This is a genomic window from Actinomycetospora sp. CA-084318 (genome assembly GCF_050955885.1).
Classification (GTDB): domain Bacteria; phylum Actinomycetota; class Actinomycetes; order Mycobacteriales; family Pseudonocardiaceae; genus Actinomycetospora.
Genome location: NZ_CP192098.1, coordinates 3,575,309 through 3,589,680, shown reverse-complemented (window position 1 = coordinate 3,589,680; position 14,372 = coordinate 3,575,309). Strand labels below are relative to the sequence as shown.

General features: G+C 72.5%; 12 protein-coding genes. 9 read left to right on the top strand and 3 right to left on the bottom strand.

The annotated features are described in order from the left end of the window. Positions 1-28: 28 nt before the first annotated feature. Positions 29-385, top strand: coding sequence for a DUF2237 family protein (locus ACQPYX_RS17580; RefSeq protein WP_433798601.1), 357 nt, complete (start codon positions 29-31; stop codon positions 383-385). Positions 386-397: 12 nt separating this feature from the next. Beyond that, complete coding sequence (eccB, locus tag ACQPYX_RS17575; protein ID WP_433798600.1) at positions 398-1,819, top strand: type VII secretion protein EccB; 1,422 nt, start codon at positions 398-400, stop codon at positions 1,817-1,819. A gap of 92 nt (positions 1,820-1,911) precedes the next feature. Here the strand turns inward: eccB and ACQPYX_RS17570 are convergent, their stop codons facing one another. Further along, positions 1,912-2,769, bottom strand: a complete 858-nt coding sequence (locus ACQPYX_RS17570; protein WP_433803747.1) for a PAC2 family protein — start codon at positions 2,767-2,769, stop codon at positions 1,912-1,914. A gap of 127 nt (positions 2,770-2,896) precedes the next feature. Between ACQPYX_RS17570 and metH the strand changes: the two genes are divergently transcribed. From metH to hisG, 4 genes are all read left to right on the top strand, one after another. Then, positions 2,897-6,442 carry a methionine synthase gene (gene metH, locus ACQPYX_RS17565; RefSeq protein WP_433798599.1) on the top strand — a complete coding sequence of 1,182 codons (3,546 nt, stop codon included), beginning with the start codon at positions 2,897-2,899 and terminating at the stop codon, positions 6,440-6,442. After that, positions 6,435-7,106: an HAD family hydrolase gene (locus ACQPYX_RS17560; protein ID WP_433798598.1), complete on the top strand. Its 672-nt coding sequence runs from the start codon at positions 6,435-6,437 to the stop codon at positions 7,104-7,106. The genes metH and ACQPYX_RS17560 overlap by 8 nt, the downstream gene beginning before the upstream one ends. Before the next feature lie 104 nt (positions 7,107-7,210). Next, positions 7,211-7,492 carry a phosphoribosyl-ATP diphosphatase gene (locus ACQPYX_RS17555; RefSeq protein WP_255693747.1) on the top strand — a complete coding sequence of 94 codons (282 nt, stop codon included), beginning with the start codon at positions 7,211-7,213 and terminating at the stop codon, positions 7,490-7,492. Between the two features lie 46 nt (positions 7,493-7,538). Then, positions 7,539-8,522 carry an ATP phosphoribosyltransferase gene (gene hisG, locus ACQPYX_RS17550; protein WP_433798597.1) on the top strand — a complete coding sequence of 328 codons (984 nt, stop codon included), beginning with the start codon at positions 7,539-7,541 and terminating at the stop codon, positions 8,520-8,522. Positions 8,523-8,546: 24 nt separating this feature from the next. On the opposite strand, the gene ACQPYX_RS17545 is transcribed toward hisG, so the two are convergent. Together ACQPYX_RS17545 and ACQPYX_RS17540 are read right to left on the bottom strand one after the other, a co-directional pair. Continuing rightward, positions 8,547-9,377 (bottom strand): thioesterase family protein, encoded by an 831-nt coding sequence (locus ACQPYX_RS17545; RefSeq protein WP_433798596.1) that lies wholly within the window; start codon positions 9,375-9,377, stop codon positions 8,547-8,549. After that, positions 9,374-10,255 (bottom strand): RecB family exonuclease, encoded by an 882-nt coding sequence (locus tag ACQPYX_RS17540; protein WP_433798595.1) that lies wholly within the window; start codon positions 10,253-10,255, stop codon positions 9,374-9,376. The genes ACQPYX_RS17545 and ACQPYX_RS17540 overlap by 4 nt, the downstream gene beginning before the upstream one ends. Positions 10,256-10,351: 96 nt before the next feature. Between ACQPYX_RS17540 and ACQPYX_RS17535 the strand changes: the two genes are divergently transcribed. From ACQPYX_RS17535 to arc, 3 genes are all read left to right on the top strand, one after another. Then, a complete protein-coding gene (locus tag ACQPYX_RS17535) occupies positions 10,352-11,275 on the top strand; it encodes a type IV toxin-antitoxin system AbiEi family antitoxin domain-containing protein (RefSeq protein WP_433798594.1) in 924 nt (307 codons plus the stop codon). A 352-nt stretch (positions 11,276-11,627) separates the two neighbouring features. After that, on the top strand, positions 11,628-12,419 hold the full coding sequence (locus ACQPYX_RS17530; protein ID WP_433803746.1) for a tRNA (adenine-N1)-methyltransferase: 792 nt from the start codon (positions 11,628-11,630) through the stop codon (positions 12,417-12,419). 146 nt (positions 12,420-12,565) lie between these two features. Next, the gene (gene arc, locus ACQPYX_RS17525; protein ID WP_230752076.1) at positions 12,566-14,353 is read left to right on the top strand and encodes a proteasome ATPase; all 1,788 of its coding nucleotides are present in this window, start codon (positions 12,566-12,568) and stop codon (positions 14,351-14,353) included. Positions 14,354-14,372: the final 19 nt, after the last annotated feature.

Below are 14,372 nucleotides of genomic sequence, written 5' to 3'. Positions count from 1 at the left end.
CGGTCGGCACCACCGCGAGGAGGACCCCATGGCCCGCAACGTGCTCGGCGGCGAGCTCGCCGACTGCAGCCACGACCCCGTCACCGGCTTCTACCGGGACGGCTGCTGCGAGACCGGTCCCGACGACGCCGGCGTGCACACCGTGTGCGCGCGGGTGACGGCGGAGTTCCTGGAGTTCTCGGCGGCGCGCGGCAACGACCTGACGCGCCCCGACGCCGGGTTCCCCGGGCTGAGCCCGGGCGACCGCTGGTGCCTGTGCGCGAGCCGGTGGAAGGAGGCCCTCGACGGCGGGGTCGCCCCGCCGGTGGTCCTCGAGGCGACGCACGCCCGCACCCTGGAGTGGATCGACCTCGACGACCTGCGCGCGCACGCGGTCGCCGAGTAGCCCGCCCGGCCGATGTCCCGCCCCGCTCCGCCGGCGACCGGTGCCCAGGCCCGGGCCCGGCGGGGCGCGGTGCGACGGCTGGACCAGGCCCTCGTCGAGCGCGACCCGCACGCCGACCGCGATCCCGAGCAGAGCCGTCGTCGGGCGGTGGTGGCCGGGGCCGTGCTCGCGGTCCTGGGGCTGGCCGCGGCCGCCGTGGTCGGTCTCGTCCGGGGCGACACCGACTGGCGGGCGGCGACGATCGTGCGGGGCGTGCCCAGCGGGGCGCTCTACGTCGTGGCCCGCGTGCCGACGCCGCGGCTCGTCCCCACCACCGACCTCACCTCCGCGCGGCTGCTGGCCGCCGGGGTCGACCCCCGCCGCGCCGACCCGACGGCCGGGCTCGCGCCCGCCGACCCGACGCCCGTTCGCGACGACGCCCTCGTCGGGGTCGAGCGCACGGTGCCCGTGGGACTCGCGGGCGCGCCGTCCGTCCTGCCCGACACCGCGAGCGCCCCGACGCCGGACGTCTGGGCGGTCTGCGACGTGCCCGCCGGACCGGGCGTCCGCGCGGTCGTCCTGGTCGGCCAGCCCGCCCTCGGCCGGCCGCTGACGACGGGGGAGGCCCTGCTCCTGCGCGGGGACGACGGCCGCACCTGGCTGGTGACCGACGGGCGCCGGGCGGCGATCGACCCGGCCGAGGGGGCCGTGGTCCGCGCCCTCGACGTCGCCGGGGTCGCCGCCCGTCCGGCAGGCAGCGCCCTGCTCGGTGCCCTCCCCGAGGCGGCGCCGCTGGTCCCGCCGCGCATCCCGGGCGCGGGGGCGGCGCCCACGGACGTCCCGACGCGGACGCTGGGCCTCCCGGTCGGCGCCGTCGCCCGGGTGGCGGGCGTGCCGACCCGGTTCGTCGTGGTCCTCGACCGGGGCGTGCAGGAGGTGCCCGACGTCGTGGCCGAGCTCGTGCGGTTCGCCTCCCGGGGCGCCGACCCGCGGGTGGCCGAGGTCCCCGCGGCCGTGGTGGACGGCCTGCCCCGCGCGGTCGGGGTCGATCTCACCGCCTACCCGCGCGCCTTCCCCGGTGTGCAGGCGGTCGAGGACGCGCCGGTCGTCTGCGCGGCACCGTCCGTGGGCGGCGCGACGACGGTCTCCGTCGCCGGCACGTTGCCCTCACCGGTCCCGCCGACCCCGCTCGGCGACCCTGCGGCACCCGGGTCGGCCGGCGCCGTGCGGGTGGCCGGCGCCGGCGCGTACGTGGTCCCGGTGGCGCCGGGGGAGCCGGCCGACCCGGAGCGCGGGGTGATCGTCGACCAGGTCGGCCGTGTCTTCCCGGTGGCCGGCCGCGGCGCGGCGGCCGCGCTCGGACTGGGCGACCCCCGACCCGCCCCGCGCAGCGTGGTCGGCCTGCTCCCACGCGGGCCGGTGCTCTCGCTCGAGGCGGCGCGCACGTTCCGCTGAGCGGACCCCAACCCCTCGTGGCAGCAAAGCGTCGTTACTGGCGTCCGGTGACAGCAACGACGCTTCGCTGCCATCTGAGGTGGGGGACGGCCCTACCGCTCCCAGGGACCGCCGAAGTTCGAGCCGCCGGCCACGTCGCCCGGGCCGCCCGGGTCGCGGCGGCGCAGGTAGCGCTCGAAGTCGGCGGCGATCTCGTCGCCCGAGGCCTCCTGGAGGTCGGACTCGGCGTCGCCGGCCTCCTCGAGGGCCTTGACGTACTCGCGGACCTCGTCGTCCTCGTCGGCCATCTCGGAGACCGTGCGCTCCCACTTCTCGGCCTGCTCGGGCAGGGCGCCGAGCGGGACCTCGACGTCGAGGACCTCCTCGACGCGCTGCAGCAGCGCGATCGTGGCCTTGGGCGCGGGCGGCTGCGACACGTAGTGCGGCACGGCGGCCCAAAACGAGATGGCGGGGATGCCGGCCTGGACGCAGGCGTCGTTGAGCACGCCGGTGACGCCGGTCGGGCCCTGGTAGCGCGAGCTCGACAGCCCGTACCGCGCGGCCGACTCCTTGTCGAACGACGAGCCGGTCACCGGCACCGGACGGGTGTGGGGCGTGTCGGCCAGGAGCGCACCGAGCGTGATCACCGTGGTGACGCCGAGCTCCTCGGCCTTGGCGACGATCTCCCCGACGAAGGAGCGCCACCGCATGTTCGGCTCGATGCCGCGCACGAGCACGAGGTCCCGGTCGGAACCCGGGGGGCGGCAGAGCGTGAAGCGGGTGGTGGGCCAGTCGATCGCCCGGCTGATCCCGTCGACCAGCCGCACGGTCGGGCGCGAGACCTGGAAATCGTAGTAGTCCTCGGGGTCGATCGCACCGAGCTCGGTGGCGTCCCAGTTGAGCGCGAGGTGCTCCACGGCCGTGCTGGCGGCGTCCCCCGCGTCGTTCCAGCCCTCGAACGCACACAGCATGACCGGGTCGTTCAGCTCTGGAGCAGGGAAATCGGGCGCGTCGGAGGCGGACACCGGCCCAGCTTACGGGTCGTGACGAGGCTCGCAGGGCAGACGGTTGACCCGCTCGTCACGTTACGATCGTTTGATGACTACCCCGAGTGAGTCACCCTTCCTGTCCGCCCTGCACTCCCGCGTACTCATCGGTGACGGCGCGATGGGGACGGCCCTGCAGGACCAGGATCTGACCCTCGAGGACTTCCAGGATCTCGAGGGTTGCAACGAGATTCTGAACGTGTCCCGCCCGGACGCCGTCAAGCAGGTCCACCTCGGCCACCTCGACGCCGGCGCGGACGTCATCGAGAGCAACACCTTCGGCACCAACTGGCCGAACCTGAACGAGTACGACATCCCGGAGCGCATCTACGAGCTCTCGCTGGCCGGGACGAGGATCGCCCGCGAGGCGGCCGACGAGTACGCCACCGCCGACCGGCCGCGCTTCGTCTTCGGCTCCAACGGCCCGGGCACCAAGCTCCCGACCCTCGGTCACGCTCCGTACGCGAAGCTGCGGGACGCCTACATCGAGTCCGTGCTCGGCCAGCTCGAGGGCGGCGCCGACGCGATCCTCGTCGAGACCTGCCAGGACCTCCTCCAGTCCAAGGCCGCGATCCTCGGCGCCTACCGCGCGATGGAGCAGTTCGGCCGGCGCATCCCCGTCATCTGCCACGTCACCGTCGAGCTCACCGGCACCATGCTGGTCGGCTCCGAGATCACGGCGGCGCTGACGGCGCTCGAGCCGCTCGGCATCGACGGCATCGGCCTCAACTGCGCCACCGGCCCGGCCGAGATGAGCGAGCACCTGCGGGCGCTGTCCCGGCAGTCGCGCATCCCGGTGACGGTCATGCCGAACGCCGGCCTGCCCGAGCTCGGCCCGAACGGCCCGGAGTACCCGCTGCAGCCCCAGGAGCTCGCGGACTACTGCGCCTCGTTCATCACCGACTACGGCCTGCAGCTCGTCGGCGGCTGCTGCGGCACCACGAACGAGCACGTGCGCGCCCTCGCCGAGACCTGCCGCGACCTCACGCCGGGCGCCCGCGACCCGAAGCCCGAGCCGGGCATCTCGTCGATGTACCACTCGGTGCCGTTCCGCCAGGACACCGGCCTGCTGATGATCGGCGAGCGCTCGAACGCCAACGGCTCCAAGGCCTTCCGCGAGGCCATGGTCGCCGAGGACTACGAGAAGTGCGTCGACATCGCGAAGGCGCAGACCCGTGAGGGCGCGCACTGGATGGACCTCTGCATCGACTACGTCGGGCGCGACGGCACCGCGGACATGGACCGCCTGGCCCACGACGTGTCGACCGCCTCGACGCTCCCGGTGGTGCTCGACTCCACCGAGCCCGAGGTCCTCCAGGCCGGCCTCGAGCAGCTCGGCGGCCGCTCCGCGATCAACTCGGTGAACTACGAGGACGGCGACGGCCCGGACTCGCGGTTCCAGAAGATCATGCGGATCGCGAAGGAGCACGGTGCCGCGATCGTCGGTCTCTGCATCGACGAGGAGGGCCAGGCCCGCACCGCGGAGTGGAAGACCCGGATCGCCTTCCGCCTCATCGAGGACCTCAACACCAACTGGGGCATCCGCACCGAGGACATCATCATCGACTGCCTCACCTTCCCGATCTCCACCGGTCAGGAGGAGGTCCGCAAGGACGGCATCGAGACGATCAACGCGATCAAGCAGCTCAAGGAGCGCTACCCCGAGGTCCAGACCACGCTCGGTCTGTCGAACATCTCGTTCGGCCTCAACCCGGCGGCGCGCCAGGTGCTGAACTCGGTGTTCCTCTCCGAGTGCGTGGACGCGGGCCTCGACACGGCCATCGTGAACTCGGCGAAGATCCTGCCGATGTCGCAGATCCAGGACGACCAGCGCGAGGCCGCCCTGGACCTGGTCTACGACCGGCGCAGCGAGGACCACGACCCGCTGCAGCACTTCATGAACCTCTTCGAGGGCGTGTCGGCGCAGTCGGCGAAGGACCAGCGCGCCGAGGAGCTCGCCGCCATGCCGCTGTTCGAGCGCCTCGCGCAGCGCATCGTCGACGGCAACCGCAACGGCCTCGAGGAGGACCTGAACGCGGGCATGGAGGAGAAGGACCCGCTCGAGATCATCAACACCGACCTGCTCGGCGGCATGAAGGTCGTCGGTGAGCTGTTCGGCGCGGGCAAGATGCAGCTGCCGTTCGTGCTCGCCTCGGCCGAGGTGATGAAGGCGGCCGTCGCGCACCTCGAGCCGCACATGGAGGCGACCGAGAACTCCGGCAAGGGCAAGATCCTGCTGGCGACGGTCAAGGGCGACGTCCACGACATCGGCAAGAACCTCGTCGACATCATCCTGTCGAACAACGGCTACGACGTGGTCAACATCGGCATCAAGCAGCCGATCAACGCCATCCTCGAGGCCGCCGATGAGAACAAGGTCGACGCGATCGGGATGTCCGGGCTGCTGGTCAAGTCGACCGTGGTCATGAAGGACAACCTCAAGGAGATGAACGACCGCGGGGTCGCGCAGAAGTACCCGGTGCTGCTCGGCGGCGCCGCGCTGACCCGCTCCTACGTCGAGAACGACCTCGGCGAGCTCTACGAGGGCGACGTCCGCTACGCCAAGGACGCCTTTGAGGGCCTGCGGCTCATGGACTCCGTCATGACCGGCGAGGGCCCCTCGGAGGACGAGAAGGCCAAGGCCGCCGAGCGCAAGGAGCGCCGCGAGCGCTCCGAGCGGATCAAGGCCAAGCGCGAGGCGGAGAAGGGGGAGTCGGAGGACGTCGACCCGAACGCGATCTCCGACGTCGCCCGCCGCATCGAGGTCCCGCAGCCGCCGTTCTGGGGCACGCGCGTCGTCCGCGGCATCCGGCTCGCCGACTACTCCGCCCTGCTCGACGAGCGCGCGACGTTCTTCGGACAGTGGGGCCTGCGTGGATCGAAGGGCGGCGACGGCCCCTCCTACGAGGAGCTCGTCGAGACCGAGGGCCGGCCGCGCATGCGCTACTGGCTCGACCGCCTGCAGTCCGAGGGCATCCTCGCCCACGCCGCGGTGGTCGCCGGCTACTTCCCGGTGATCTCCGAGGGCCAGGACGTCGTCGTGCTCGACGAGGCCAAGCCGGAGGCGAACGAGCTGCACCGCTTCTCGTTCCCGCGGCAGAAGCGCGACCGCCGCCTCTGCCTCGCCGACTTCTTCCGCACGCGGGAGGAGGCGACCGAGCTCGGCAGCGTCGACGTCATGCCGATGAACCTCGTGACGATGGGGCAGCCGATCGCGGACTTCGCCAACGAGCTGTTCGCGGCGAACTCCTACCGCGACTACCTCGAGGTCCACGGCCTGGGCGTGCAGCTCACCGAGGCGATGGCGGAGTTCTGGCACCGCCGCGTCCGCGAGGAGCTGACCTTCGCCGACGGCTCGACGATGGCCGACCAGGACCCGGCGGACGTCAACGAGTTCTTCAAGCTCGGCTACCGCGGAGCCCGGTACTCGCTCGGCTACGGCGCCTGCCCGAACGTCGAGGACCGGGCGAAGATCGTCGAGCTGCTCGACCCGAGCCGCATCGGCGTCGAGCTCTCCGAGGAGGACCAGCTGCATCCGGAGCAGTCCACCGACGCGCTGGTGGTCCACCACCCGGAGGCCAAGTACTTCAATGCCTGATCTGGCTGCCGTCCTCTGGGACATGGACGGCACGCTGGTCGACTCCGAGGGACTCTGGTCGATCACGATGACGGAGCTCGCCGCCCACCTGGGCGGCGAGCTGTCCGTCGAGACCCGCGAGGAGCTGACCGGTTCGAGCCTGCGCCGCACCTCGGCGACGGTGCTGCGCGAGGTCGGTCTTCCCGACGACGACGCCTCGGTCGAGAAGGCCGGTCGCTGGCTGCTCGACCGCACGCACGAGGTCTTCGCGCAGGGTCTGCCGTGGCGGCCCGGGGCGCAGGCGGCCCTGGCGACGGTGCGCTCCGCCGGGCTCGCCACGGCGCTCGTGACCAGCACCTATCGCGAGCTCACCGAGGTCGCGCTGGACCAGATCGGCCGCGGGTGGTTCGACGTCACGGTGTGCGGGGACGAGGTGTCGGCCACCAAGCCCGACCCCGCGCCCTACCGCCGGGCGTGCGAGCTGCTCGGCCTCGATCCCGCGGTGTGCGTCGCCGTCGAGGACTCCGCGGCGGGGACCGCGTCGGCGGCGGCGGCCGGCGTCTCCGTGCTCGTCGTCCCGTCCGGTCCGCCGGTGCCGGCGGGGGAGCGGCGGACGTTCCGGGACTCGCTGGAGGGGCTCACGCTCAGCGACCTGCGGCTGCTCCGTTCGGCGAACGTCGGGTAGCCGGTCCGGGCTGACGGCGGCGTGTCGGCGCGCTGCACGTCCGCCGATCGGATTCGGCCGTTCGGAGCAGTACCACCCGTCCATGCACACGGCCGACCCGAAGGATGCAAGCATCGGTGAACGTGAAGACGTTCGACGGGCTCTTCGAGGAGCTCAGCACCAAGGCGCGCGACCGTCCCGAGGGTTCGGGCACCGTCGCCGCCCTCGACGCCGGGGTGCACGCCCAGGGCAAGAAGGTCCTGGAGGAGGCCGGCGAGGTGTGGCTCGCCGCCGAGCACGAGACCGACGACAAGCTCGCCGAGGAGATCTCCCAACTGCTCTACCGCACCCAGGTGATCATGCTCGGTCGTGGGCTGACGCTCGACGACGTGTACAAGTACCTCTAGAACCATCGAGTCGGGCGCCCCGCCGGGGTGCCGCCAGGAGAGAGCCATGCTCCGCGTCGCCGTCCCGAACAAGGGGTCCCTCGCCGAGGAGGCGTCGCGCATGCTGCGCGATGCCGGGTACCGGCAGCGGTCGGACAGCCGCGACCTGTCGCTGCACGACCACAACAACGGGGTGCAGTTCTTCTACCTGCGTCCCAAGGACATCGCGACCTACGTCTCCGAGGGCCAGCTCCACCTGGGCATCACCGGGCACGACCTGACCGAGGAGTCGTCGGCCTCCGTCAACGAGGTCCTCAAGCTCGGGTTCGGCAACTCCGCGTTCCGCTACGCCGCCCCGATCGCCAAGGGCTGGACGGTGCAGGACCTCGCCGGCAAGCGGATCGCGACCTCCTTCCCGCGCCTGGTCCGCGCCAACCTCGCCCAGCAGCGCATCTCCGCCAAGGACGTCATCCGGCTGGACGGGGCCGTCGAGGTCTCGATCGAGCTCGAGGTGGCCGACGCGATCGCCGACGTCGTCTCGACCGGCCGCACCCTCGCCCAGCACGGCCTCGAGCCCATCGGCGACCCGATCCTCGAGTCCGAGGCCGTGATCGTCGACCGCAACGCCAAGTTCGACCAGCAGCCGGACTCGCCGGAGATCACCAAGGCCAAGTACCGGTTCATCGAGCGGCTGCGCGGCGTCGTGTTCGCCCGGCAGTACGTGATGCTCGACTACGACTGCCCGCAGGAGGTCCAGGACGAGGCCGTCCAGGTCACCCCGGGCGTGCAGTCGCCGACGGTCGCGCCGCTCTCCCTCGACGGCTGGGTCGCCGTCCGGTCGATGGTGCGCCGCAGCCGCGTGAACGACGTGATGGACGAGCTCGCCGACCTCGGCTGCACCGGCATCGTCACCTCCTCCCTGCAGTCGTGCCGTGCCGTGCTCCCCGGGGTGGGCGGCGTGAGCTCGATGCCGGGCGCCACCCCGCCGCCCGCGGAGTCGCCCTCGTCGGCCGACCCCGCCGTCGCGCGGATGGGCGTGGCCGGCCGCTGAGCCCGCGCCGGTGCGGCCCCGGACCTAGCGGGGCCGCACGGTGAGCGCCTGCGCGGCCCGGCCGAGAGGCCCGTGCTCGTCGTGCAGCACGGAGTAGGCCGTCCCGGTGCCCTCGGGCCCGATCACGCTGTCCGCGTCCAGCCCGGTCCACTCTCCGGTGGGCACGCGGTGCAGGTGCAGCGTCAGGTCCGTGTTGACGAACAGCCAGTGCCGCAGGTCGAGCCGGCTCGCGACGCCGTTCGTCGAGTCGGCGACGGCCGCGAGCCGCTGGGTGGCCGTCGGCTCCTCGCCCTCCACCACCGGGCCGCGCAGCCGACCCCACGCCCGTCCCGGTCCGGTGACCTCGAGACCACCCTCGATCCACCGCCAGTCCACCGACGTGAGGTAGCCGGGGAGCCAGCCGTCGGGGATGTCACGCTGCGCCCCGGCCTCCGGGCCCGGCAGCGCCGGCATCGCCGCACCCGGCACGGTGACGACCTCCGCGGTGTCCCCGACGCCGTGGAACCAGCCGTGCGCCCGGGCCACCGGCCGGACGGCGCCCGAGGCCGGGTCGGGCGCGGCGAGCTCGGCGGTGACCAGCTCGATCGTGCGCCCCGGCCGCGTGACCTCGGCGCGCACCACGAGCTCGCCGACGGGCACCTTGCCCAGCACCTCCACGGTCACCCGGGCGAGCCGCACGTCCTCGCGCCCGGACCGCCGCTCGAGGGCGCGGATCAGCAGGGCGCTCGGCGGGCCCATGTGCTGCGCGTCGGCGAACCACGGGCCCGCGGTGGACGCGGACGCCGCCACCCGCGTGCCGTCGGGGCGGTCGTCGTCGAGGAGACGGAAGTAGGGCTCGGGCACGGGGGCGGTCATGGGGGAGCGGTCTCCGTGGTGTCGGGGGTGTCGTCGGAGCCCGCGTCGGGGCTCCCGTCGGGCCAGCCGGGGTAGTCCGGCGGCGTCCCGCCGAACGCCGGGCAGACTGCCTGGTGCGCGCACCAGCCGCACGTCCGCCCCGGGTTGGGCCGGAAGTCACCCGTCGGGGCCGCGCGCAGGATGGCCGCCCACAGGGCCACGACCGTGCGCTCGAACCGCTCCAGCTCGGCCACGGTGGGGGAGTGGGTGAGGCTCTGCCCGTCGGCGAGGTACATCAGGCGCAGCTGGCGCGGCAGCACGCCCCGGGCCCGCAGCAGCACGAGCGCGTAGAACTTCAGCTGGAACAGGGCCCGCGCCTCGAACACCTCGCGCGGCGCCGACCCGGTCTTGTAGTCGACGATCCGCACGTCGCCCTCCGGCGACACGTCCAGCCGGTCGACGTAGCCGCGCAACCCGACCCCGGAGGCCAGTTCGGTCTCCAGGAACACCTCGCACGCCTCGGGTCGCAGGCGGCGTGGGTCCTCCATCGCGAAGTAGGCGTCCACGAGCGCGCCCGCCGCGGCCGGGTCCCCGAGCAGCTCCCGGTCCGCCGCGTCCAGCTCCGCCACGACCTCCGCGAGCAGCCCGTGCGCCCGCTCCGGCCGCCGCAGCGGCGGGTCGAGCGCGAAGAGCCGTTCCAGCACCGCGTGCACCACGATCCCGCGCAGCTGGGCCGGGCTGCGCCGCTCGGGCAGCCGGTCGATCGCCCGGAACCGGTAGAGCAGCGGGCACTGCTTGAAGTCCCCGGCGCGGGACGGCGACAACGCCGGGCGACGCCGCGGCCGGTCCTCCCGGGACGTGCGGGGCGCGGGGACCGTGGTGGTGCTCGTCTCGATCATGCCGCGGACGCTACGACGGACCCCTGACAACCTCGGTCCGCCTCGAGCCCGGGAACCCGATGGATCCGGAGGGCGCCGGGCTGCGTCCGAGCCGGTGTGGGGCACCTGAACCGGGACGACCGGGCACGAACACTGATCCGCGACCAGGACGGGCTGCTGAGCACCGCGCAGGCGAAGGAGGCCGGGTTCACGCGGGCCCAGATCGCGGCGCGGGTGAAGAAGGGCGAGTGGCTGCGCGAGGCGAACGGCGTCCTGCGCGCCGCCGACCACCCCGTCACCCCGCGCTCCCGCATCCGGGCCGCGATGCTGTCGCTCGGCGAGGACGCCACCCTGGTCGGCCGGTCGGCGGCGTTCTGGTGGCGCCTCACCGACGTGGCCCCGGCCGAGATCGAAATCGCCGTCGACCACGCCCGCCAGCCACGACCCCGGACGGGCGTCCGCCTGCTGCGGCGTGCGGTCCCGCCGCAGGACCGGGTCGTCGTCGACGGCGTCCCCGTGACGAAGAAGCCGGCGACCGTGCTCGCCGCGGTGGCGTCGCTCGGGCTGCTGCTCGGTGCCCGGCTCATGGACCAGGCACTTCAGGCAGGCGTGAGCCTCGAGGCGATGTGGGACGTACATCGTCGGACCATCGGCCGGTACGGAGCCGTCGTGGCCCTGCAACTCCTGCTCCTGGCGGGTGGTGGCGCACGGTCGGAGGCGGAGCGGACGGCACACCGGCTGCTCCGGAGCGCCGGGCTCCGTGGCTGGCACGCCGACCACGAGATCCGGCTCCCCGGCTTCGGCCGCGCTGTGCTCGACGTGGCCTTCGTGGAGCGCAGGGTGCTGATCGAGATCGATGGCTGGGCCTACCACCGTGACCTGCGCGCCTTCCTCCGCGACGCCCGCCGGCAGAACGCCCTGATGCTCGACGGTTGGGTCGTGATCCGGACGAACTGGTTCGAGCTCCGCGAGCACCCCGATCTGTTCGTGCAGAACGCCATCGCGGCGCTCGCATCCGAGGCCCGCCCGACCACGCCCTGAACTTCGGTGGCGAGTCGCATCAGATCTTGCGCGTGTCGCCACCGAAATGGTGATCATGGTCGGACGAGGGGGTGGCCGGGGCGCGCACGGCCTCCGCCTAGGGTTGACGGCCGTGCACCCGACCGACGTGACCGCCGAGCAGCCCGACGACGGGTCGGTGCAGCACGAGCAGGCGACCACGGCCGACGGGCCCACCGGGGCGACCGACACCGGGGCGACCGACACCGGGGCGACCGACACCGGGGCGACCGACACCGGGGCGACCGACACCGGGGCGACCGACACCAGCGCGACCGAGGACACCGACCGGCGCGGACCGGCCCGGTCGGGGCCGTTCCTCCCCGGCGACCGGGTGCAGCTGACCGACCCGAAGGGCCGGCACTTCAGCCTCGTCCTGGAGCCCGGGCAGAGCTACCACACCCACCGCGGCGCGATCGCCCACGACAAGCTCATCGGCGCCCCCGAGGGCAGCGTCGTGCACTCCGCGGCGAACACGCCCTACCTCGCCCTGCGGCCCCTGCTGCCCGACTACGTGCTCGCCATGCCCCGCGGCGCGCAGGTCATCTACCCGAAGGACGCCGCGCAGATCGTCATGTGGGGCGACGTGTTCCCGGGCGCGAACGTCCTCGAGGCCGGGGCCGGCAGCGGCGCCCTGACCTGCAGTCTCCTGCGTGCGGTGGGCCCGGAGGGCACGGTCACCAGCTACGAGATCCGCGACGACCACCTCGAGCACGCCGAGGCCAACGTGGTCCGGTTCTTCGGCGAACACCCGCCGAACTGGCACGTCCACCTCGGTGACATGGCGACGGCCACCGGCACCTTCGACCGCATCGTGCTCGACATGCTGTCACCGTGGGAGGTCCTCGACACCGTCCGGGACGTCCTGGTCCCCGGGGGCGTGCTGGTGGGCTACGTGGCCACCACGACGCAGCTCTCCACCCTCACCGAGGCGCTGCGCGACCAGAACGGCTGGACCGAGCCGCAGGCGTGGGAATCGCTGGTCAGGCCGTGGCACAGCGTCGGCCTCGCGGTGCGCCCGGAACACCGGATGATCGCCCACACGGCGTTCCTGGTCACCGCCAGGAGGCTCGCCGACGGGGTCACCCCACCGCGGGTGCAGCGCCGCCCGACCCGGACTCGATAGCACACTTCTGAACCCGCAAGCCCCACTCTCGGTGACAAAAGCACGACGACGACGCGAGAAGTCCGTCACCGGCTCGCTACTCCACGGACACCCTCTTTCACGGGTACGGTGACGCCACGGAGTAGCGGGAGGAGGGCGCCGTGAGCATGAACGACGACCCCAGGGGCCGATCCGACCAGGGCCGCGACCGAGGCGCGGCGGACATGGCGGCACAGGTGCGATTCCTCGAAGAAGAGGTCGCCCTGCTGCGTCGGAAGCTGACCGAGTCACCGCGCCACACCCGGATCCTCGAGCAGCGGCTCGCGGACTCGGCGGCGCGGGTGTCCCAACTGACCGAGCGCAACGACAAGCTCACCGACACCCTCAAGGAGGCGCGGGCCCAGCTCGTCGCGCTCCGCGAGGAGGTGGACCGTCTCGCGCAACCGCCGTCGAGCTACGGCGTGTTCCTGACCCTCCACGAGGATCAGACGGTCGACGTCTTCACGTCTGGCCGGAGGATGCGCGTCGCCGTGTCCCCCGCCGTCGAGGCCGCCGAGCTCACGCGCGGCCAGTCGGTCCGGCTCAACGAGGCCCTCACCGTCGTCGAGGGCGGCGACTACGAGCGCATCGGCGAGGTCTGCTCGCTGCGCGAGGTGCTGACCGACGAGGACGGGTCGCGCACGCGCGCCCTGATCATCGGGCACGCCGACGAGGAGCGGGTGATCCACCTCGCCGACTCGCTGTTCGGCCCGGACGCCCCGGAGCTCAAGCCGGGCGACTCGCTCATGGTCGACACCAAGGTGGGCTACGCCTACGAGAAGGTGCCCAAGGCCGAGGTCGAGGAGCTCGTCCTCGAGGAGGTCCCCGACGTCGCGTACACCGACATCGGCGGGCTCTCGCGGCAGATCGACTCCATCCGCGACGCGGTGGAGCTGCCGTTCCTGCACGCGGACCTGTTCCGCGAGTACCAGCTGCGCCCGCCGAAGGGCGTCCTGCTCTACGGCCCGCCCGGCTGCGGCAAGACGCTCATCGCCAAGGCGGTGGCGAACTCGCTGGCGAAGAAGGTCGCCGAGCAGCGCGGCGAGGACAGCCGCGACATCAAGGCGCACTTCCTCAACATCAAGGGTCCCGAGCTGCTCAACAAGTTCGTGGGCGAGACCGAGCGGCACATCCGGATGATCTTCCAGCGGGCGCGCGAGAAGGCGTCCGAGGGCACCCCGGTGATCGTGTTCTTCGACGAGATGGACTCGATCTTCCGCACCCGCGGGTCGGGCGTCAGCTCCGACGTGGAGACGACGATCGTCCCGCAGCTGCTCAGCGAGATCGACGGCGTCGAGGGCCTCGAGAACGTCATCGTGATCGGTGCGTCGAACCGCGAGGACATGATCGACCCCGCGATCCTGCGCCCGGGCCGGCTCGACGTGAAGATCAAGATCGAGCGTCCCGACGCGGAGGCCGCGATCGACATCTTCGGCAAGTACCTCATCGAGGGGCTGCCGGTCCACGAGGACGACGTCGCGGAGTTCGGCGGCAACCGGCAGGCCTGCCTCGACGGCATGATCGAGCGGGTCGTCGAGCGGATGTACGCCGAGACCGACGACAACCGGTTCCTCGAGGTCACCTACGCCAACGGGGACAAGGAGGTCCTGTACTTCAAGGACTTCAACTCCGGCGCGGTGATCGAGAACATCGTCGGGCGCGCCAAGAAGTCCGCGATCAAGTCGCACCTGGAGACCAAGCAGTCCGGTCTGCGGGTGCAGCACCTGCTCGACGCCGTGGTGGACGAGTTCGCCGAGTCCGAGGACCTGCCGAACACGACCAACCCGGACGACTGGGCCCGCATCTCCGGCAAGAAGGGCGAGCGGATCGTCTACATCCGCACGCTCGTCACCGGCAAGGGCTCGACGCAGGGCAAGGAGATCGACACCGCGTCCAACACGGGTCAGTACCTGTGACTTCGGGTACCGTCCGAGC

Coding starts and splice junctions, on each gene's coding strand:
- ACQPYX_RS17580 (WP_433798601.1), top strand. CDS start 29: ATGGCCCGCAACGTGCTCGGCGGCGAGCTCGCCGACTGCAGCCACGAC.
- eccB (WP_433798600.1), top strand. CDS start 398: ATGTCCCGCCCCGCTCCGCCGGCGACCGGTGCCCAGGCCCGGGCCCGG.
- ACQPYX_RS17570 (WP_433803747.1), bottom strand. CDS start 2,769: ATGCTGTGTGCGTTCGAGGGCTGGAACGACGCGGGGGACGCCGCCAGC.
- metH (WP_433798599.1), top strand. CDS start 2,897: ATGACTACCCCGAGTGAGTCACCCTTCCTGTCCGCCCTGCACTCCCGC.
- ACQPYX_RS17560 (WP_433798598.1), top strand. CDS start 6,435: ATGCCTGATCTGGCTGCCGTCCTCTGGGACATGGACGGCACGCTGGTC.
- ACQPYX_RS17555 (WP_255693747.1), top strand. CDS start 7,211: ATGCAAGCATCGGTGAACGTGAAGACGTTCGACGGGCTCTTCGAGGAG.
- hisG (WP_433798597.1), top strand. CDS start 7,539: ATGCTCCGCGTCGCCGTCCCGAACAAGGGGTCCCTCGCCGAGGAGGCG.
- ACQPYX_RS17545 (WP_433798596.1), bottom strand. CDS start 9,377: ATGACCGCCCCCGTGCCCGAGCCCTACTTCCGTCTCCTCGACGACGAC.
- ACQPYX_RS17540 (WP_433798595.1), bottom strand. CDS start 10,255: ATGATCGAGACGAGCACCACCACGGTCCCCGCGCCCCGCACGTCCCGG.
- arc (WP_230752076.1), top strand. CDS start 12,566: ATGAACGACGACCCCAGGGGCCGATCCGACCAGGGCCGCGACCGAGGC.